The sequence below is a fragment of the Amycolatopsis sp. NPDC004368 genome (assembly GCF_053602515.1).
In genome coordinates, this window is record NZ_JBSGDT010000017.1 from 124,823 (window position 1) to 141,363 (window position 16,541).

General features: G+C 69.2%; 18 protein-coding genes. 7 read left to right on the forward strand and 11 right to left on the reverse strand.

Annotated elements, in window-relative coordinates:
• Positions 1 to 63: 63 nt before the first annotated feature.
• Both ACWEOE_RS23735 and ACWEOE_RS23740 read left to right on the forward strand, forming a co-directional pair.
• Positions 64 to 621 (forward strand): hypothetical protein, encoded by a 558-nt coding sequence (locus tag ACWEOE_RS23735; protein ID WP_452012597.1) that lies wholly within the window; start codon positions 64 to 66, stop codon positions 619 to 621.
• On the forward strand, positions 618 to 1,604 hold the full coding sequence (locus ACWEOE_RS23740) for a hypothetical protein (RefSeq protein WP_452012598.1): 987 nt from the start codon (positions 618 to 620) through the stop codon (positions 1,602 to 1,604). Before ACWEOE_RS23735 ends, ACWEOE_RS23740 begins: the two co-directional genes overlap by 4 nt.
• 75 nt (positions 1,605 to 1,679) lie before the next feature.
• On the opposite strand, the gene ACWEOE_RS23745 is transcribed toward ACWEOE_RS23740, so the two are convergent.
• The 3 genes from ACWEOE_RS23745 to ACWEOE_RS23755 are packed head-to-tail and all read right to left on the reverse strand — an operon-like array spanning position 1,680 to position 3,084.
• Positions 1,680 to 2,084: a VOC family protein gene (locus tag ACWEOE_RS23745; RefSeq protein WP_452012600.1), complete on the reverse strand. Its 405-nt coding sequence runs from the start codon at positions 2,082 to 2,084 to the stop codon at positions 1,680 to 1,682.
• A 9-nt stretch (positions 2,085 to 2,093) separates the two neighbouring features.
• Complete coding sequence (locus ACWEOE_RS23750; protein WP_452012602.1) at positions 2,094 to 2,543, reverse strand: helix-turn-helix transcriptional regulator; 450 nt, start codon at positions 2,541 to 2,543, stop codon at positions 2,094 to 2,096.
• A 19-nt stretch (positions 2,544 to 2,562) separates the two neighbouring features.
• Positions 2,563 to 3,084 (reverse strand): N-acetyltransferase family protein, encoded by a 522-nt coding sequence (locus tag ACWEOE_RS23755; protein ID WP_452012603.1) that lies wholly within the window; start codon positions 3,082 to 3,084, stop codon positions 2,563 to 2,565.
• A 42-nt stretch (positions 3,085 to 3,126) separates the two neighbouring features.
• Between ACWEOE_RS23755 and ACWEOE_RS23760 the strand changes: the two genes are divergently transcribed.
• Positions 3,127 to 3,687 (forward strand): helix-turn-helix domain-containing protein, encoded by a 561-nt coding sequence (locus tag ACWEOE_RS23760; RefSeq protein WP_452012604.1) that lies wholly within the window; start codon positions 3,127 to 3,129, stop codon positions 3,685 to 3,687.
• Between the two features lie 536 nt (positions 3,688 to 4,223).
• Here the strand turns inward: ACWEOE_RS23760 and ACWEOE_RS23765 are convergent.
• The 6 genes from ACWEOE_RS23765 to ACWEOE_RS23790 all read right to left on the reverse strand — a co-directional run bounded on the left by ACWEOE_RS23765 (position 4,224) and on the right by ACWEOE_RS23790 (position 10,934).
• Positions 4,224 to 5,216 (reverse strand): ISAs1 family transposase, encoded by a 993-nt coding sequence (locus ACWEOE_RS23765; RefSeq protein ID WP_452012606.1) that lies wholly within the window; start codon positions 5,214 to 5,216, stop codon positions 4,224 to 4,226.
• Entirely contained in the window at positions 5,140 to 5,364 is a 225-nt protein-coding gene (locus ACWEOE_RS23770; RefSeq protein ID WP_452012608.1) for a transposase family protein, read from the reverse strand. The genes ACWEOE_RS23765 and ACWEOE_RS23770 overlap by 77 nt, the downstream gene beginning before the upstream one ends.
• Before the next feature lie 587 nt (positions 5,365 to 5,951).
• Positions 5,952 to 6,941 (reverse strand): LLM class F420-dependent oxidoreductase, encoded by a 990-nt coding sequence (locus ACWEOE_RS23775; protein WP_452012610.1) that lies wholly within the window; start codon positions 6,939 to 6,941, stop codon positions 5,952 to 5,954.
• 53 nt (positions 6,942 to 6,994) lie between these two features.
• Positions 6,995 to 8,581 (reverse strand): non-homologous end-joining DNA ligase, encoded by a 1,587-nt coding sequence (gene ligD / locus ACWEOE_RS23780; protein WP_452012611.1) that lies wholly within the window; start codon positions 8,579 to 8,581, stop codon positions 6,995 to 6,997.
• A 39-nt stretch (positions 8,582 to 8,620) separates the two neighbouring features.
• Positions 8,621 to 10,372 carry an aa3-type cytochrome oxidase subunit I gene (gene ctaD / locus ACWEOE_RS23785; protein WP_452012613.1) on the reverse strand — a complete coding sequence of 584 codons (1,752 nt, stop codon included), beginning with the start codon at positions 10,370 to 10,372 and terminating at the stop codon, positions 8,621 to 8,623.
• A gap of 64 nt (positions 10,373 to 10,436) precedes the next feature.
• Positions 10,437 to 10,934 (reverse strand): MarR family winged helix-turn-helix transcriptional regulator, encoded by a 498-nt coding sequence (locus ACWEOE_RS23790; protein WP_452012615.1) that lies wholly within the window; start codon positions 10,932 to 10,934, stop codon positions 10,437 to 10,439.
• Between the two features lie 84 nt (positions 10,935 to 11,018).
• On the opposite strand from ACWEOE_RS23790, the gene ACWEOE_RS23795 reads away from it, so the two are divergent.
• Positions 11,019 to 11,660: an FMN-dependent NADH-azoreductase gene (locus tag ACWEOE_RS23795; RefSeq protein ID WP_452012616.1), complete on the forward strand. Its 642-nt coding sequence runs from the start codon at positions 11,019 to 11,021 to the stop codon at positions 11,658 to 11,660.
• A 1,095-nt stretch (positions 11,661 to 12,755) separates the two neighbouring features.
• Here ACWEOE_RS23795 and ACWEOE_RS23800 read toward each other — a convergent pair.
• Positions 12,756 to 13,286, reverse strand: a complete 531-nt coding sequence (locus ACWEOE_RS23800; protein WP_452012617.1) for a GNAT family N-acetyltransferase — start codon at positions 13,284 to 13,286, stop codon at positions 12,756 to 12,758.
• Between the two features lie 160 nt (positions 13,287 to 13,446).
• Here ACWEOE_RS23800 and ACWEOE_RS23805 point away from each other — a divergent pair, with 160 nt between their 5' ends.
• Together ACWEOE_RS23805 and ACWEOE_RS23810 are read left to right on the forward strand one after the other, a co-directional pair.
• Positions 13,447 to 14,028 carry a hypothetical protein gene (locus ACWEOE_RS23805; RefSeq protein WP_452012618.1) on the forward strand — a complete coding sequence of 194 codons (582 nt, stop codon included), beginning with the start codon at positions 13,447 to 13,449 and terminating at the stop codon, positions 14,026 to 14,028.
• A gap of 18 nt (positions 14,029 to 14,046) precedes the next feature.
• Positions 14,047 to 14,403, forward strand: a complete 357-nt coding sequence (locus ACWEOE_RS23810) for an ArsC/Spx/MgsR family protein (RefSeq protein WP_452012619.1) — start codon at positions 14,047 to 14,049, stop codon at positions 14,401 to 14,403.
• A gap of 194 nt (positions 14,404 to 14,597) precedes the next feature.
• Here the strand turns inward: ACWEOE_RS23810 and ACWEOE_RS23815 are convergent, their stop codons facing one another.
• A complete protein-coding gene (locus tag ACWEOE_RS23815; protein ID WP_452012621.1) occupies positions 14,598 to 15,299 on the reverse strand; it encodes a TetR family transcriptional regulator in 702 nt (233 codons plus the stop codon).
• A gap of 95 nt (positions 15,300 to 15,394) precedes the next feature.
• On the opposite strand from ACWEOE_RS23815, the gene ACWEOE_RS23820 reads away from it, so the two are divergent.
• Positions 15,395 to 16,531 (forward strand): FAD-dependent monooxygenase, encoded by a 1,137-nt coding sequence (locus ACWEOE_RS23820; RefSeq protein ID WP_452012623.1) that lies wholly within the window; start codon positions 15,395 to 15,397, stop codon positions 16,529 to 16,531.
• Positions 16,532 to 16,541: the final 10 nt, after the last annotated feature.

The window sequence follows — 16,541 nt, forward strand, 5'->3', positions numbered from 1 at the left end:
GACACTCCGACACGAGCCGCGTCGTTCCCGGGCGTTGGCGCGATTCGTACCTACAGTGGCCGAGTGACTACGCCAGCGCAGCACAAGCGCGAGCAGGCGACCGCGCGCGTCGCCCGGGTGCAGGAGGGCATGCGGGCGCGGTTGGCCGACCTGCCCGAGACCGGGGATGAGCGCACGCGCGCCCTGGACAGCCTGGTGGACGCAGCCGAGGACCTGCTGCGCACGGAGCGCGAGGTCGAGATCGCGACCGAACAGCTGCGGGTCGCGAAGCTCGATCGGCACCGCGTCGGCGTGCAGAAGATGGCGTTGTACCTCGCGGCCGCGCCCGTCGCCGTGGGGATGATCGCGGGGGCGCTGATGCTGTTCGGCGGCATCGGCCCCGTGTGGATCCTGCTCGCGTTGCCGCTGGTCGGCGCCGGGTTGCGGATCGCGCTCGGGCCGTTGGGGCCGACGCCGCTGATGGTCGAGCGGCGGCTGCGGGCCGCGTACACCGGGGCGGGCGCGGCGGGGCTCACGGCCGCGTCGCTGCTGGTTCCGGTCGCCGCGCAGGCGATCCTGGTGGTGCTGGCCGCGCTCGCGACCGTGGGCACGGTCTGGTTCCTGGTGCAGGAGGTCCGATGACCTACTCCGAGTACTACCCGGACACCGAGTATTACGCCGACGGCGAAGAGGCGCAGGACAGCGAGTTCGACGCGCTGTCCGAGACCGTCGACGGCATGCAGGAAACCGTCGTCGACCTCGAGTCGCGCACCGGCCGGGACATCACCGAGCTGCGCGAGACGTTCGAGTCCTTCTCCGACACCCAGTCCCGCCACGAGTCCCGCCTCGACCTCGCCACGCGTCAGCTCGAACGGCTGCGCCAGCGCCTGCAGCTGCTCGAACGCGCGGTGCGCGTGTCCGAGAAGGTGCCGGTGGTGGACCTCGACGACGTCGGCCCCGCGTTGCGCAAGCTCGCCGCCGACGCCGAGCGTCGCCACTCGCTGGCCGCGCAGCTCATGACGGCGACCCAGCGCCGTCCGTACGAAGAGGACATCGCCCGGCTGCCGCAGGCGCGCGAAGCGTTGGCAGAGAGCGAAAACGCGCTCATCGACGTCCTCGGCGTGCTCGCGACCACGCAGCACGGCGAGCCCCGCCGCGGCGAGGCGCAGGCGCGACTGTCCGAAGTGGTCGCCCGCCGCCGTGGCGTGCTCGACCGTCAGCTGCCCGCCGCCGTGAAGGACGCCGAGGCCGCGCGGCAGATGCTGGAAGCCGACGACCTCACCCGCACCCGCGTGCTGCCCCAGATCGAGAAGTCCGAACGCGACTGGGAAGAACTGCACTCCAAGCTGCGCGAACGCATCACCGACGCCATCGGGTCCAGCGCGCTGCTGCCGGTGTGGTTCACGCACGCGTTCGGCGTCGCCCCGCCCTCCGGCGCGGCGGGGGACCGGTGGATCCGCGCGGCGACGTCGGCGCTGGCCTACCGCGTGACCCACGGTGTGACCGACCAGGCGCTGCCCCTGGGCGAACCCCCGGCCGACGACACCGACTGGGCCCAGCCGCAGTGGTCCTGGCGCGCCCGCCTCGAGCAGGACATCGAGGACCTCGACATCGCCGGCGACTGACTGGGCCTTCGACTGACTGGGCTTTCGACTGACTGGGCTTTCGACTGACTGGGCGATTGCTGGGCCTGTTGCTTACTAGGCCTGTGCGATCCGCACCAGGTTGCCCGCCGGATCCCGCACGGCGGCGTCGCGCACGCCCCAGAACTGGTCTGTCGGCTCCTGCAGCACCTCGGCCCCGGGCGCTGCCGCGATCTTCGCGAACGTCTCATCGAGGTTGTCCGTGCGCAGGTTGATCCCGCCCAGCTCCCCCTTGGCGAGCAGCGCGGCCACGGTGTCGCCGTCGGCCTTCGACCGGCCGGCGTGCGGCTGCGACAGCACGATCTCGATCTCGGGCTGGGTGTCGGTGGTGAGGGTGACCCAGCGGAAACCGTCGTTGGCGATTTCCTTTTGCACCTTGAAGCCCAGCGTGTCGCGGTAGAAGGCGACGGCTGCGTCGGGGTCGTCGACGATCACGTGCACAGCGGCAATGGAAACGGTCATACGGCGAGATTATGCGGGCGCGACGGCCGACGCTTCTCCAAAACTGCTTTCCCGCGGCGCGCCCCCGGTCTTGCGCGGCCGGGTGGCCACCATCATCTGGCACGGCGGCACCGCGGCCACGTGCTCGTGGTTGCGCGCCCGGTACGCCGACGGCGTGTCGCCCACCAGCTCCGTGAACCGCGCCGAAAACGACCCCAGGCTCGTACAACCGACGGCGAAGCACGCTTCAGTGACGGTGAGCCCGTTGCGCAGCAGTGTCTTGGCGCGTTCGATGCGCCGGGTCATCAGGTAGGAGTACGGCGTCTCGGAATAGGCCTCGCGGAACCGGCGGCTGAAGTGCGCCGTCGACATCAACGCGGTGCGCGCGAGCGCCGGCACGTCGAGCGGCTCGGCGTACTCGCGGTCCATCCGGTCACGGGCCCGGCGCAGTCTGCGCAGTTCGTCGAGGTCGGCGCTCATGGGCCCCATTCTGCACCGCTCAGCGCGGTTCCTCCGGTGATTCGTCCGAATCGGGCACGAGCGCGCACTGCATCCACGCGACGTCCCGCCACGCTCCGTGCTTCCACCCGATGCGCCGGTACGTGCCGATGGGTTCGAACCCCAGCGCCCGGTGCAGGCCGACGCTGGCCTCGTTCGGCATCGTGATCCCGGCGACGGCCATGCGGAACCCGCGCTCGACCAGGCGCGCGAAGAGCGCTTCGTACAGCGCCCGGCCGCCACCCGTCCGCCGCCGCCCGACCTCCAGGTACACGCTCACCTCGCACGACCACCGGTACGCCGCGCGCTCCTTGTACGGTCCGGCGTACGCGTACCCGGCCACGCGCCCGTCGATCTCCAGCACGAGCCACGCGTACGCCTTCGCCGCGCGGCCCACGCGCTCCGCCATCTCCACGCCCGTCGGGGGCTCGCTCTCGAACGTGATCGTCGTGTCGCGCACGTACGGCGCATAGATCTCCGCGCACGCTTCGGCGTCGCGCTCATCGGCGTCTCGGATCAGCATGGACACTATAGTAGCGTTTCTTGGCTGCTATAGTGCCACCCTGTGACGGACCCCCTGTCAACCTCCCTCGCCACCACCCTGCGCGACGCCCGCCTCGCCCACGACCTCTCCGCAGGCACCCTGGCCGACCGCTCGGGCGTCTCCCGCGCCATGATCGGCAAAATCGAACGCGGCGAGGCCCAGCCCACGGCCGTGCTGCTCAGCCGTCTCGCCTCCGCGCTGGGCATGACGCTCTCCGAACTCATCGCCCGCGCCGAAGGCTCCTCCGACCGCCGCCTCGCGCGCGTTGCGGACCAGCCGACCTGGACGGACCCCGTCACGGGCTACGTCCGCCGCTCCCTCTCGCCCCCCGCGCGCGGCGCCACGGAACTCGTCGAGGTCACCCTCCCGGCCGGCGCGTCCGTCAGCTTCCCCGTCGACTCGTACGCCTTCGCCGACCACCAGATCTGGGTGCTCTCAGGCCACCTGCGCTTCGTCGAGGGCCCCACAACGCACGAACTCGACGCGGGGGACTGCCTGCAACTGGGCCGTCCGGTGGATTGCACGTACGTGAACCCGACGGGGGAGGAGTGTCGGTATCTGGTGGTGCTGACGAAACGCTGATCTTCGGGCGTTGTCGCATCTGGCCCGAGGGCGTGGACCGCCACGGTCAACGGCTTCTGTGCGCTACACCGTCTCGCCGCCGGTGAGTGCTGCGGCGGTGCTCGCTGAATTTCTGCAGACCTCCGCTTCCGTCGCTTCCGTGGGTTCTGAGTCGAGAACGCATGGACCCACCGCCGGGGCTGCAGCGTAGGCCGTTCGGTGGCTCGCACGTGCGTGAAATCCGATGAACGCGGGTTGGCCGATTGACGAAACACCGATCTTCCATTGCCTCCACCGGAGCGCGACCCCGCCTGGGGCAGACGATCGATCGACCTTCTGTCCCCCAGTCCGCCGTCGACCCTGCCGAAGCCCCTCCTCGCTACAGACGGAGTCTCGGCGCCCGCGCAGCGGATGCCGACAACGACGACCGTCGCGGACTTCCCGGCATGCTTCCGGCAGTGTTGCAACAACCGCCAACCCGGCCGTCCGCCGGACGAACCCCCGCCGGACAAACCCCCGCCCTCCCGAGGCAGGGTTCCGGCAAAGTCTTTGTGGTGTTAGGGCTGGATGCCGAGCAGGGTGAGGGCTTGGGTGGGGTTGCGGGTCATGTGGCGTAGTCCGGCGGCGATGTTGGTGTGTCCGGTTAGGCGGAGTGCGCTGGTGGCGAGGTTGCGCAGGGTGGCCATGACGCGGGGTGTGGTGCCGGTGCGGGCGCGGGAGTGGTCTTCGGTGTAGGTGACGTCGCGGACCCAGTGGAGTTTGTTGTCGATGTGCCAGTGGCGGCGGACGTAGCGGGCGAGGTGGGCGGGGTGGGCCCAGGGCGCGGTGATGTTGGTGATTCCGAGCGCGGTGTGGGCGGTGTGTTTTCCGTTGGTGTGGTGGGTGGTGTGGCGCTCGATGAGAAACGCGTGCGTCGCGTGCGGGAAATCGATAACCGGGTAGCCGGCGAACTCGCCCAGGGGTGCGAGCCGGGTGATGCGGTGTTCGGTGCGGCCGTGCCCGCGGTCGGTGGTGATGTGGGCGGGGATCTCGTGCCAGGGCAGTGTCTGGAGCAGGCTGTGGAGGCGGTGCTGGTTCTCTTTCACGGTGAACACGTAGTAGGCGCCGCGGGCATGGAGGTAGCGGGCGTGGGCGGCGGTGGTGTGCAGGGCATCGGCGGTGACCACCCGCCCGGTCAGGTCGAGGGTGTCCAGCAGGGGCGGAAACCAGGTGATCTCGCTGCTGCCGGTGGCGACGTGGCGTTGCCCGAGCACCAGGGCGTTCTCGTGGGTGATCGCGGCGAGCAGGTGCACGCCGGCGCCGCCGGTGCGGGCGAAGGTGCCGCGCAGGGATGTCCCGTCCACGGCGATCGCCGCCGGCAGCACATCGAGATCAGGTTCGGGGTCTGTGCGGTCCTGCCCGGTCAGCCAGGCACTGATCACGTCATTGAGGACGTCACCGTCGAGTCGGCCGGTCACCCGGCGCACGGTGGCTTCATCGGGTGCGACGAACCGGTTGTGGCGGGAATCGAATCGCGCGCCCAGCGCGGCCAGCACATGCTGCGGGGGCATCCGCGGCCCATTCGCCGATCGCGGCGAACGAGCGCGCTCCGGCCACACCGCTGCCGCGGCCAGGGCCCAGGATCGAGGCCACGGAATGGCGGATACCGCGCCGGTCTCGTGGATCGGGTACCTGACGCAGGAGTTCACGCAGGTCCATAGCCCATTCCGATATCCGTGTCCGGGGCGATGCGCGGGGTCAAGCGATCAACAATGGTGGGAATCAGGCACGATGGCGCAGCGGGCACGGCTCTCCCAGACGATCATGGGACCTAGACACTCACATGATTAACCAGAGACCGTGCCCGCCCTGCAACCAGGCCACAAGACTTTGCCGGAACCCTGGCCCTCCCGAGGGGGCGTCCCACGTCCAGTCTACCGCCAGGGACCGACAATTCCCTGGAACCAACGCCGAAGCAGGAGAGTTGTCCACAACTCGGGGTGCCTTGTGGACAACCGTTCAGCGTTGGCACACGCAACCACGAATGGTCGTGTTTCCCTGAAACCACAGCCAAGTCAAGAGCAAGGAGGCCGGTTGGCACACCGCACAACCGGCCGCGAAACGGTCCCCCACACGAGTGTTTCTCGCCGCCGGCGCAGACAATCCACAAACCCCGCCGACCGCCCGGGTCGAGCAGCGGTCGGCGCTCGAGACCACCGCCGGACAGCACCCGAGAACCCCCAGCCAGAACAGAAACCGGCCGGTACCCCACAAGGGGCACCGACCGGTCGGCAGAACACCAAACCTCAGCCGAGCTCCGGAATCACCTTCGACGTGAACAGCTCCAGACCCGACCGGTCATACGCCGCCTCGATGAAGTTCGTGATGGTGTACGTCATGCCGAGGCCTTCGAGTTCCTTCAGCCGCTCGACGATCTGCTCCGGGGTGCCCACGAGTGGCCCATTGCGGTAGCCGGCGACCGTCGACTCGAGAACGTCCGCGGGCAGGTGCGGCTCGTAGTGCGAGTGGATCCACGCCAAGCGGTCCTGCACGTCCTTCTCGGTCTCGCCGATCACGACGTTGTAGTTGGCGGAGCGGACGATCTTGCCGTAGTCCGTGCCGACGTCCTTGCAGTGCGCCTCGAGCAGGGAGGACTTGTGCTTGAAGCCCTCGACGTCGCCGGCGAAGTTGGTGTAATCGGCGTACTTCGCCGCGATGCGAAGCGTCTTCTTCTCGCCACCGCCGGCGATCCACAGGGGAATTCCGCCGTCCTGCAGGGGAAGCGGGCGGGAGATGGCGCCGTCGACCTGGTAGTGCTTGCCGTCGAGGGAGGCTTTGCCCTCGGTCCACAGCTGGCGCATGATCTGCACGCCCTCGTCGAGCATGCCGAGCCGCTCGCCCGCGCTGGGGAAACCGTAGCCGTAGGCGAGCCACTCGTGCTCGTACCAGCCGGCGCCGATGCCCATCTCCACGCGACCGCCGGAGATCACGTCGATCGTGGCCGCGACCTTCGCGAGGTACGCCGGGTTGCGGTAGCCCATGCAGGTGCACATCTGGCCGAGCCGCACGCGCGAAGTCGCCGCGCCGTAGGCAGCCATGAGGCTCCACGCCTCGTGCGTGGCTTCGACGTCGCTCGGCACCGGCACGGTGTGGAAGTGGTCGAACACCCAGATGGAGTCATAAGGGCCCTCGTCCGCGAACCGGGCGAGGTCGAGCATGGTGGTCCAGTGGTCAGCGGGGTCGATGCCGACGAGGTCGTGACGCCAACCCTGAGGAACGAAGAGTCCGAATCGCATGGCCCCGACCCTAGGCCTGGAGTGCGCTCCAGGTCAGACTGAAACCGGGAATGTCACAGCTCCGGCAGCTCCTGCTCCACGCCGAGCAGGGTTTCGAACGGATCCCCGACGTCCTCCACCCGATCGAGGACTGTCCGAATCGTCCAGTGGTCGGGGGTGAGCTCCGGGTCGTCGAGCTCCTCCCACCGCAGCGGCACGGAAACCGGCGCACCCGCGCGCGGCCGCACGCTGTAGGGCGCGACGAGGGTCTTGTTCAGCACGTTCTGCGTGTAGTCCAGCCGCGCCTTGCCGCCGCGGCGGTCCTTGTGCCACGCCCAGCTCACGAGGTCGGGCAGCGTGCGTCCGATCGTCTTCGACACGGTCTCGGCCCACTTGCGCGTCTCGGCGTAGGTGTAGCGCGGCGCGACGGGCACCCACACCTGGATCCCCCGCTGTCCCGTCACTTTCGGCAACCCGATGAGCCCGAAGTGTTCCAGCGCGGTGCGGTGCAGGCGCGCGAGGGCGAGCACGTCGTCGAACGACGTCTCCGGCCCGGGGTCGATGTCGAACAACGTCCACGTGGGGTGCTCGACGTCCTCGATCCGCGACGTCCACGCGTGCAGCTCCAGCGCGCCGAAGTTGGCCAGCCACGCCAGGTCCGCGACGCCCTCGGGCACGAGGTACTGCTGCACGTCGTCGGGATCGGCTTCCTCGTAGTGCCAGCGGTGCAACCACTTCGGAGCGTGGTCGGGCACTTCCTTGTGCCAGAAGCCGGGTTTCTCGATGCCGCCGGGGAACCGGTTCGTGTTGAGCGCGCGGTTCGCCAGGTAGGGCAGCATGGTCGGGGCGATGCGCGTGTAGTAGCGGATGAGCTCGCGTTTGGTGATGGGATCTTCGCCGTCACGGCCGGGCACGAGCACCTTGTCGAGGTTGGTGAGCGCGAGCTTGCGGCCCGCGACGGTCCAGGAGCCCTTGACGCCCAGCTCGTCGAGGGCCTCGAACTCGGCTTCCGACGCCGGGCGGAACACGGGCTTGAGCTTCTGCTCCGCCTCGGCGGCGGGCAGGTCGCCGCGCCACAACGCCGGGGGAGCGGCCTTGATCTCGTCGTTGGTGAGCCCGCTCTTCACGGACTTCGGGTGGTCCTCGGCGTCCCAGCCGGCCGTGGCGTGGTCGTCCTGCTTGTGCAACAGGAACCACTGCTTGCCGTCGCCGTCGCGGCTGGGGTGGATGAGCACGAACCGGCCCCGCAGCTTCTCGCCGAACAGGTCGAAGTGGAGGTTGCCGTCGGCCAGCGCCTGCTCGGGGTCGTCGGTGTCGACGGGCTCCCACCTGCCGCGGTCCCACACGATCACGTCGCCGCCGCCGTATTCGCCGCGGGGGATCACGCCCTCGAAATCGGCGTACTCCAGCGGGTGGTCCTCGACGTGCACGGCCAGGCGGCGGGCCTTCGGGTCGAGCGTCGGGCCCTTCGGCACGGCCCAGCTGATGAGGACGCCGGCCAGCTCGAGGCGGAAGTCGTAGTGACGCCGACGCGCACGGTGGCGTTGCACGACGAAGCGGTTTCCCGGCGTGGTGGCCGCGTCGGCACCCGCGGGCTCGGCGGTGCGTTCGAAGTCGCGCATCTCGCGGTACTTCTTGAGCCGCTGCGCCGCAGAGTCCATGGTTCGCCTCCCGTTCGGGAAAGCCTAGGACACTTTCGATCAGCCGGCCGAGTCCTCGGGCGGGATCGTCGCCTCGGCTGCCTTCTGGGCGGGTGTCGCGCGTTGCCGGCCGCCGCGGTGCACGTGGCCTTCTTCGCGCAGGCGCTCGATCATGTGCGGGTAGTGCAGCTCGAAGGCCGGCCGTTCGGAGCGGATGCGGGGCAGCTCGAGGAAGTTGTGCCGCGGCGGCGGGCAGGTCGTCGCCCATTCCAGGGAGTTGCCGAAGCCCCACGGGTCGTCGGTTTCCACGCGGGCGCCGAAGCGGTAGCTCTTCACCACGTTCCAGATGAACGGCAGCACCGACGCCCCCAGCACGAACGACCCGATGGTGGAGATGGTGTGCATGAGGGTGAACCCGTCGGTGGGCAGGTAGTCGGCGTACCGGCGGGGCATGCCGGCGTCGCCGAGCCAGTGCTGGATGAGGAACGTGATGTGGAAGCCGAGGAACGTCGTCCAGAAATGCCACTTGGCCAGCGGTTCGTCGAGCATCCGGCCGGTGATCTTGGGGAACCAGAAGTAGATGCCGGCGAAGGTGGCGAACACGATGGTGCCGAACAGCACGTAGTGGAAGTGGGCGACGACGAAGTAGCTGTCGTGCACGTGGAAGTCCAAAGGCGGGGCGGCGAGGATGATGCCGGTGAGCCCGCCGAGCAGGAACGTGACGAGGAACCCGATCGACCACAGCATCGGTGACTCGAACGTGAGGGTGCCTTTCCACATCGTGCCGATCCAGTTGAAGAACTTGATCCCCGTGGGCACGGCGATGAGGAACGTCATGAACGAGAAGAACGGCAGCAGCACGGCGCCGGTCGCGAACATGTGGTGCGCCCAGACGGTGGCGCTCAGGCCGGTGATGGCGATCGTCGCGAACACCATGGTCCGGTAGCCGAACAGTGGTTTTCTGCTGAAGACAGGGATGATCTCCGTGACGATGCCGAAGTACGGCAGCGCGACGATGTAGACCTCCGGGTGGCCGAAGAACCAGAACAGGTGCTGCCACAGGATCACGCCACCGTTGGCCGGGTCGAACACGTGCGCGCCGATGTGCCGGTCGGCGAGCAGGGCGAACAGCGCGGCCGTGAGGATCGGGAACGCGAGCAGGATCAGCACGCCGGTGAGCAGGATGTTCCAGGTGAAGATGGGCATCCGCCACATCGTCATGCCGGGGCAGCGCAACGTGACGATCGTCGTCACCATGTTCACCGCGCCCAGGATCGTGCCGAGCCCCGACACGATCAGCCCGGTGATCCACAGGTCACCGCCGACGCCGGGTGCGTGGATGGCGTCGGACAGCGGGGTGTACGCGGTCCAGCCGAAGTCCGGTGGGCCGCCGGGTGTGATGTAGCTGCTGATCACGATCAGCCCGCCGAACAGGTACAGCCAGTAGGAGAACGCGTTGAGGCGCGGAAAGGCGACGTCCGGTGAGCCGATCTGCAGCGGCACGATGAAGTTGGCGAAGCCGAAGAGGTTCGGGGTGGCGTAGAGCAGCAGCATGATCGTGCCGTGCATGGTGAACAGCTGGTTGTACTGCTCGGGGGAGAGGAACTGCAGGCCGGGCTGGGCGAGCTCCGTGCGCATCAGCAGGGCGGTGAGGCCGCCGATGAGGAAAAACGCGAACGACGTCGTGAGGTAGAGGACGCCGATCGTCTTGTGGTCCGTGGTGCGGGCGATCTTGAGGATCTGCGCGCCTTTCGCCCCGCGCCGCGCCGGCCGCAGCGGAACCGGAACGGGCCTGGTCACGGTGTCGGCCATCGGTCCTCCCCTCGGGGCGGTACCTATTGTGGCGCGATCACGAGGAGCGGGTGCGGCCGGTTTTTCAGCGCGGTCGGACGTCGTCCGCGACGCAGGCCTGCACGTGCGTCCGATCGGCCTCGACGCAGGCTTCGACGTCCGTGCTGGCGGTGGCCTGCTGCAGGAGGCCGTAGAGCTGCTCGCGCTGCTCGGGGCTCAGTGCGCAGAGCACCTCGTCCTCGACGGCAGCCAGCGCGAACTCGGCCTTCTCCAGCTTCTTCGCGCCGACGTCCGTGAGCTCGACCACGTGCCGCCGCCGGTCCTCGGGCGACCGGCGCCGCTCGACGAGGTTGTCGGCCTCGAGGTCGTTGAGCAAGCCGACGAGGTTCGTGCTGTCGATCCCGAGCGTGGCCGCGAGGGCCTGCTGGGTGCTGCTGCCGTGGTCGCGCAGCACCGTGAGCGTGAGCAGGTGGCGGGGCCGCAGGTTCATGGGGGCCAGCACCGACTCCGCCCGCGTCCGCACCCGCCGCGACAGGTGGTCGAGCAGGGCACCGCACCGATGGGGCGGCTGGTTGACGGCCATGTGTCCAGTATACGAGAAGCCGCTAGTCGTCGGTGTGCTATAAATGGCTTGCCCTACACAAACTATCTATGGACGGCGAACGAGATGCCTCACCTCCTCCACATCGACTCCTCCATCAACGGTGACCGTTCGGTCAGCCGGGCCCTCACTGCCCGCGCGGCCGCCGCGTGGCGCGCCGCCCACCCCGAGGGCACCGTGACGTACCGCGACCTGGCCACTACTCCGATCCCGCACCTCGACGCCGCCACCGGCCTCGCCCGCGTCGTGCCGGCCTCCGAGCACACACCCGAGCAGGCCGCGTCCTGGCAGCTCTCGGAAGAGCTCATCGGCGAGATCCGTGACGCCTCGACCGTGCTGCTCGGCCTGCCGCTGTACAACTACGGCGCCCCGAGCGTCATCAAGTCCTGGGTGGACCACCTCATCGCCCCCGGCTTGTCCTTCGACCCCACCACCGGCACCGGCCTCCTCGACGGCCGCGAGCTCCTGGTCCTCGCCTCCCGCGGCGGCGGATACGGCGAAGGCACCCCCCGCTTCGGCTGGGACCACGCCGAACCGTGGCTGCCCCACGGCCTCGCGATCACCGGCCTCGAGCCACGGTTCATCTCGGCGGAACTCACCCTCGCCGACACCAACCCGGCCATGGCCGACCTGCGCGACTTGGCCGCCGAAAGCCTGGCGGCTGCGGAGCGCGAAATCGACGGCCTTTGGGCGCCGGCGAACGTTTAGTCTTTTTGCCGCTCCTGCCCGGGCTTTCGCATTGGCGGCTCGGACGGTTCGGATGGCTAGGGCGGCCCGGCCGGTTCGGGGGCTGTAGGCCCGCCACGGTTCTCGAGGGGGAGACCGTGGCGGGCTTTCTGCTTGAGGCGGGTCCGTAGTGGACAGACGGCCACTCGACCACTTGCTGCGCCTGAAGCCTGAAGCCTGAAGCCTGAAGCCTGAAGCGCACGAACCCTGCCGCGCGAAGCCTGCCGCAAAGAACCCGCTGCGCGAAGCCCGCCGCGTGCGGAATCCCGCCGCGGGCAGCTCTTTGCGCGAGGAATCCGCGGCGCAGACTCAGCCTTACGCAGCCCGGAGCCCGGAGCTCGCAGCCCGCAGCCCGCAGCCCGAAGCGTGCGGCGCGGAACCCGCAGTTCGGACCCTGCGGCGCGGACCCCGGCGTGCAAACCTGCGGCGCGAAACCCGCAGCGTGGACTCAGCCGAGCAAACCCGCCGCGCGGACCCAGCCATGCGGACCCGCGGTGCCGACTGAGCCGTGCGGAACCCGTGGCGCGGCCCCAGCCGTGCGCAGCCCGCCGCCTGCGGCGCGGAACCCGCAGCGTGGACTCAGCCGAGCAAACCCGCCGCGCGGACCCCGCCGCGCGGACCCCGCCGCGCGGACCCCGCGGTGCCGACCGGCTGTGCGGAACCCGTGGCGCGGACTCAGCTGCGCGAAGCCCACAGCCCGCAACCTGCGGCGCGGAACTCGCGGTGCGGCAGGCCGCGGCGCGGACTCAGCCGGGCAAACCCACCGCGCGGACTTAGCCGTGCGGAGCAAGCCATGCGGAACCCGCGGCGCCGACCGAGCCGTGCGGAGTTCGCGGCGCGCAGCCTGCCGCGGGGAACCTGCTGCGCGAAGCCTGCCGCGAAGAACCCCCCGTGCGGAATCCGGTACGGACCTAGCCGTGCGGAACCCACGGCGCGGACCCAGCTGTGTGGACCCACCCGTGCGGACCTCCCGCATGGACGGCTCACACGGGCGGCACCACGTTGTTCGTCGCGGTAGCTCGCTGCGCTGGGTGGTTCGCGTGGCATCCACCGTCGCGAACCCGGCGGGGCGGGCCGCTAGATGATGTCGCTGTGGCGGATGCGATAGACCTGCAGCCGCAGGTCGTAGTACTTGGTGGTTTCGCCGACCCATTGCATGCCGAGGCGTTTGGCGGTCGCGATGGCGCGGGTGTTGGAGGGGCGCGCCACGGCGAACAGTTCCTCGGTGTCCTGAGTGAAGGCCCACTCGATCAGCGCCCGCGCCGACTCCGTGGCGTAGCCCTTGCCCCAGGCGTCCGGGTGCAGCTGCCAGCTCAGCTCCAGATCTTCCTGGAACGGCGGCAGCAACCGGATCCCGAGCCCACCCACGACGGCACCGTCCGACGTGCGCTCCACGGCCCAGCGCCCGCGCGGCGGCGCGAGGTTCGGCTGGGCCTCCTGCCACGCGTGCAGCACGGAGCGCATCGCGGCGACGTCGGTGACGCGATCCATCGCGGGTGTCAGCCAATGGGTGACCTCGTCCGTCCCGTAAATCCGGAACGCGGCTTCGGCGTCGTCAGTCGACCAGTCCCGGATCACGAGGCGGTCGGTGGCCAGCGGCAAGTTCATGGCTGAACCGTACGCCGAAACGCTCCGCCACAGGCGGGTGATCCCCGGCACCCGGCGCCCCGCGGGCCGTCGACGATCAGGCTTCGTCCTGGCGGCCTCCTGACTCCGTCGTCATAGCTTCCTCACATTCTCCTGTCAGCTTTGCTATGTGCGTTCATCCATGTCGCTCTTCGTCTCCGGTGCCGCGCTCGTGCTCCTCAGCGCCTGCTCCGCTTCACCCGCCGCTCCGCAGGTCGCCACGCTCGACACCGGCAGCCCTTCCTCGGGTGCACCCGCGTCCTCCACCGCGGCCGATCCCGACGCCGGCCGGCCGCAGCTTCGGCTGGACAGCTCACAAGAGGAGCAGGACGGCTACTGGAACGCCTACAAGGCTTGCCTCCGGACCAACGGCCACCCCCTCGGCAACTCGAACTCCGCCGGCCCCGTCGGTGGTCCGGGAAGCGAGCCCCAGATCGACCTCAACGAAAACAGCCCGGCGTCGAAGAAGGCCGTGGCTGCCTGCAAAGGCGAGCTGCCGCTGCAGCCGCCCCAGCTTTCGCCGCGGACCAACCCGAAGTACAACGACCAGTTCCGCGAGATGGTCAAGTGCATGACCGACAAGGGCGCCCACGTGCACGTCGCCCCTGACACCAGCCTCGACCCGGACGGCCTCACCTGGCAGATCGACGAACGCTCGTCCGACACCTACAACAACCTCGACAAGCTCGCCGACGACTGCCAGCTGCAGGCGTTCTCGAAGTAGGTCGCGTACGGTGAGCCCGTGGAAATCTGGGTGAACCCGCGCTGCTCGAAGTGCCGCTCCGCCGTGTCGCTGCTCGACGAGGCCGGCGCCACCTACACCGTGCGCCGCTACCTCGACGAGCCGCCGACGCCCGCCGAGCTCGAGGCCGTGCTGGACCGGCTCGGGCTCGACCCGTGGGACATCACGCGCACCGGCGAGAAGGTCGCGGCCGAACTCGACCTGAAGTCGTGGTCACGCACGCCCGCGGACCGCGCCCGCTGGATCGAGGCGCTGTCTGCGAATCCGTCGCTCATCCAGCGTCCGATCATCACGGCCGACGATGGCACCACAGTCGTCGCCCGTGATGAGGAGACGGTCCGATCCGTCCTGGGCTGACGCTTCGCCCCGTGCGGATGTCGTGTCGGCCTCGTTCATCTGCCTCCTGGTGTGGTCGCCGGGTTTTCGGTGCTGTCGTGTCGGTAATCAGTGCTGGGTAATCAGTGCTGAGTAATCGGTGCCTGTGATGTGCAGCTGTTGATGTGTGTCGCTTCGCTGGTGTCTCAAAAGTATCATAAAGCGTCTCAATAATGCTAGGCCTTGAGGTGGCGGTAGACGGTCGCCCGGGAGACGCCCAGCTCATCGGCGATCTTGGCGGCCGGGAAGCCCTTGTCGTGCATCTCCCGGCAGATCACGAGCAGTCTGTCGGTCATCACGGTCGGCCGGCCGCGCCCGGCGTGCGGGCCGGGTTCGTCGAACAGGCGGTGGACGCCGTCGAGCACGGCGGTGCGCAGCTCCGCGACCGGGTGGTCGGCGTAGAGCACGACGGGGTCGCTCAGCATGGCGATGGCCTGTGAGGCGCGGATGTCCAGCGTGAGGTCGGGGTGCGGGCCGGCCACGATCAGGTTCGCTCGCAGCATGCTGTCGCGGAACCGGTCGAACACCGACTGGGACGCGGTCAGCCCCAGGTCGCGCAGGTTGAGCCGCAGAAGATAGCGGTGCCGCAGCCAGACGTCGAGCAAGCCCTCGAAGATCGCCTCGCGCGCCGCGTGCGGATCCGCGGCCAAGGCCTCGGCCTTGTCGATGGTGGCCTCCAGGTCCACCAGCATCGGCTCGGCCAGCGCGGCGATGATGTCCGCCTTGCCGGCGAAGTGGTAGAGGACAGCCGTCTTGGTGACGCCGACCTGTTCGGCGATTTCCCGGACCGAGGTCGCGTGGTACCCGCGGGATGTGAACAGGTCCATGGCGACCTGCAGGATGCGCGCGCGGGTGTCGGGAGGGGCGTCTTCGTTCACGCCCTCGAATCTACTCCTTGCCTGACCGGCGGACAGCCGTGTACGGTCGATACTGACCAACGGTCAGGGGACCGGTGGCAGAAGGGGTCGAGACCATGAAGGCAGTGCTGATTTCCGGTGCGGGCGTCGCCGGGACCACGCTGGCCCACTGGCTGGCGCGTGCCGGGTACCGCCCGACGGTGGTCGAGCGCGCGGCCGGACTGCGCTCGAGCGGCAGCCCGGTGGACGTCCGCGGGCCGGCCGTGGAGGTCATCCGGAAGATGGGCCTCACCGGGCGGCTGAGAGAGGCGGCCACCGCCGTCACGGGCTTGAGGTTCGTGAACGACCGGGGGAAACGCGTCGGGCGGGTGCCGGTGGCCGGCAGCGGGGGGCCTGACGTCGAGCTGACGCGCACGGACCTCGCGCGCATCTTGTACGAGGCGAGTGCCGAAAACGCGGAGTACGTGTTCCACGACGCGGTGACCGAGCTCGTGCAGGACGAGGGCGGGGTCGACGTCGCCTTTGAACGCGGTGCGCCACGCCGGTTCGACCTTGTGGTGGGTGCCGACGGTTTGCATTCGGGTGTGCGGCGGCTGGCGTTCGGCGCGGAGCGGGAGTTCGTGGAGCACATGGGCGTATACGTCGCGACCATGCCGCTCGACGAGCCGGTGGCCGACCGGAGCGAGATCGTCATGTACAACTCGCCGGGACGGGCGGTGGCGGTGCATCCGTCGCGGGAGCGCGGGATCGTCGCGTTCATGTTCCGGCACGCGGGCCTGCCGGACTTCGACTACCGGGACACGACGCAGCACAAGCGCTTGCTGCAGACCGCGTACTCCGGAGCCGGGTGGCGGGTGCCGGAGTTGCTCGACCGGGTGCGGGCCGCCGACGACCTCTACTTCGACTCGGTTTCGCGCGTGCGGTTGCCGAGCTGGTCGGCCGGTCGGGTGGCGCTGGTGGGCGACGCGGCGTCGTGTGTCTCGCTCTTCGGAGACGGTTCCACGCTGGCGATCGCCGGCGCGCACACGTTGGCCACCGAGCTGGCGGCGACTCCGGATGATCCGACATCGGCGATCGGGCGCTATGAGGCGACGCATCGGAAGCTGGTGAATCCGAGGCAGCGCAACGTTCCTGTGGCGGCCGCGATGCTGATTCCGGCGACCCGGACGGGAATGGCGGTGCGGAACTTCGGTACGCGGCTGATGCCGCTGGTCAACGCCGCGCAGAAGCTGGCCTTGGCGAAGAGCGCCTGAGGCGGGTCTG

What these genes read in the sequence shown, in the direction of transcription:
- ACWEOE_RS23770 (WP_452012608.1), bottom strand. Translation starts at nt 5,364, where the DNA reads ATGGACCTGCGTGAACTCCTGCGTCAGGTACCCGATCCACGAGACCGG.
- ACWEOE_RS23795 (WP_452012616.1), top strand. Translation starts at nt 11,019, where the DNA reads ATGCCTCACCTCCTCCACATCGACTCCTCCATCAACGGTGACCGTTCG.
- ACWEOE_RS23800 (WP_452012617.1), bottom strand. Translation starts at nt 13,286, where the DNA reads ATGAACTTGCCGCTGGCCACCGACCGCCTCGTGATCCGGGACTGGTCG.
- ctaD (WP_452012613.1), bottom strand. Translation starts at nt 10,372, where the DNA reads ATGGCCGACACCGTGACCAGGCCCGTTCCGGTTCCGCTGCGGCCGGCG.
- ACWEOE_RS23755 (WP_452012603.1), bottom strand. Translation starts at nt 3,084, where the DNA reads ATGCTGATCCGAGACGCCGATGAGCGCGACGCCGAAGCGTGCGCGGAG.
- ACWEOE_RS23765 (WP_452012606.1), bottom strand. Translation starts at nt 5,216, where the DNA reads ATGCCCCCGCAGCATGTGCTGGCCGCGCTGGGCGCGCGATTCGATTCC.
- ACWEOE_RS23790 (WP_452012615.1), bottom strand. Translation starts at nt 10,934, where the DNA reads ATGGCCGTCAACCAGCCGCCCCATCGGTGCGGTGCCCTGCTCGACCAC.
- ACWEOE_RS23820 (WP_452012623.1), top strand. Translation starts at nt 15,395, where the DNA reads ATGAAGGCAGTGCTGATTTCCGGTGCGGGCGTCGCCGGGACCACGCTG.
- ligD (WP_452012611.1), bottom strand. Translation starts at nt 8,581, where the DNA reads ATGGACTCTGCGGCGCAGCGGCTCAAGAAGTACCGCGAGATGCGCGAC.
- ACWEOE_RS23805 (WP_452012618.1), top strand. Translation starts at nt 13,447, where the DNA reads ATGTCGCTCTTCGTCTCCGGTGCCGCGCTCGTGCTCCTCAGCGCCTGC.
- ACWEOE_RS23775 (WP_452012610.1), bottom strand. Translation starts at nt 6,941, where the DNA reads ATGCGATTCGGACTCTTCGTTCCTCAGGGTTGGCGTCACGACCTCGTC.
- ACWEOE_RS23740 (WP_452012598.1), top strand. Translation starts at nt 618, where the DNA reads ATGACCTACTCCGAGTACTACCCGGACACCGAGTATTACGCCGACGGC.
- ACWEOE_RS23750 (WP_452012602.1), bottom strand. Translation starts at nt 2,543, where the DNA reads ATGAGCGCCGACCTCGACGAACTGCGCAGACTGCGCCGGGCCCGTGAC.
- ACWEOE_RS23745 (WP_452012600.1), bottom strand. Translation starts at nt 2,084, where the DNA reads ATGACCGTTTCCATTGCCGCTGTGCACGTGATCGTCGACGACCCCGAC.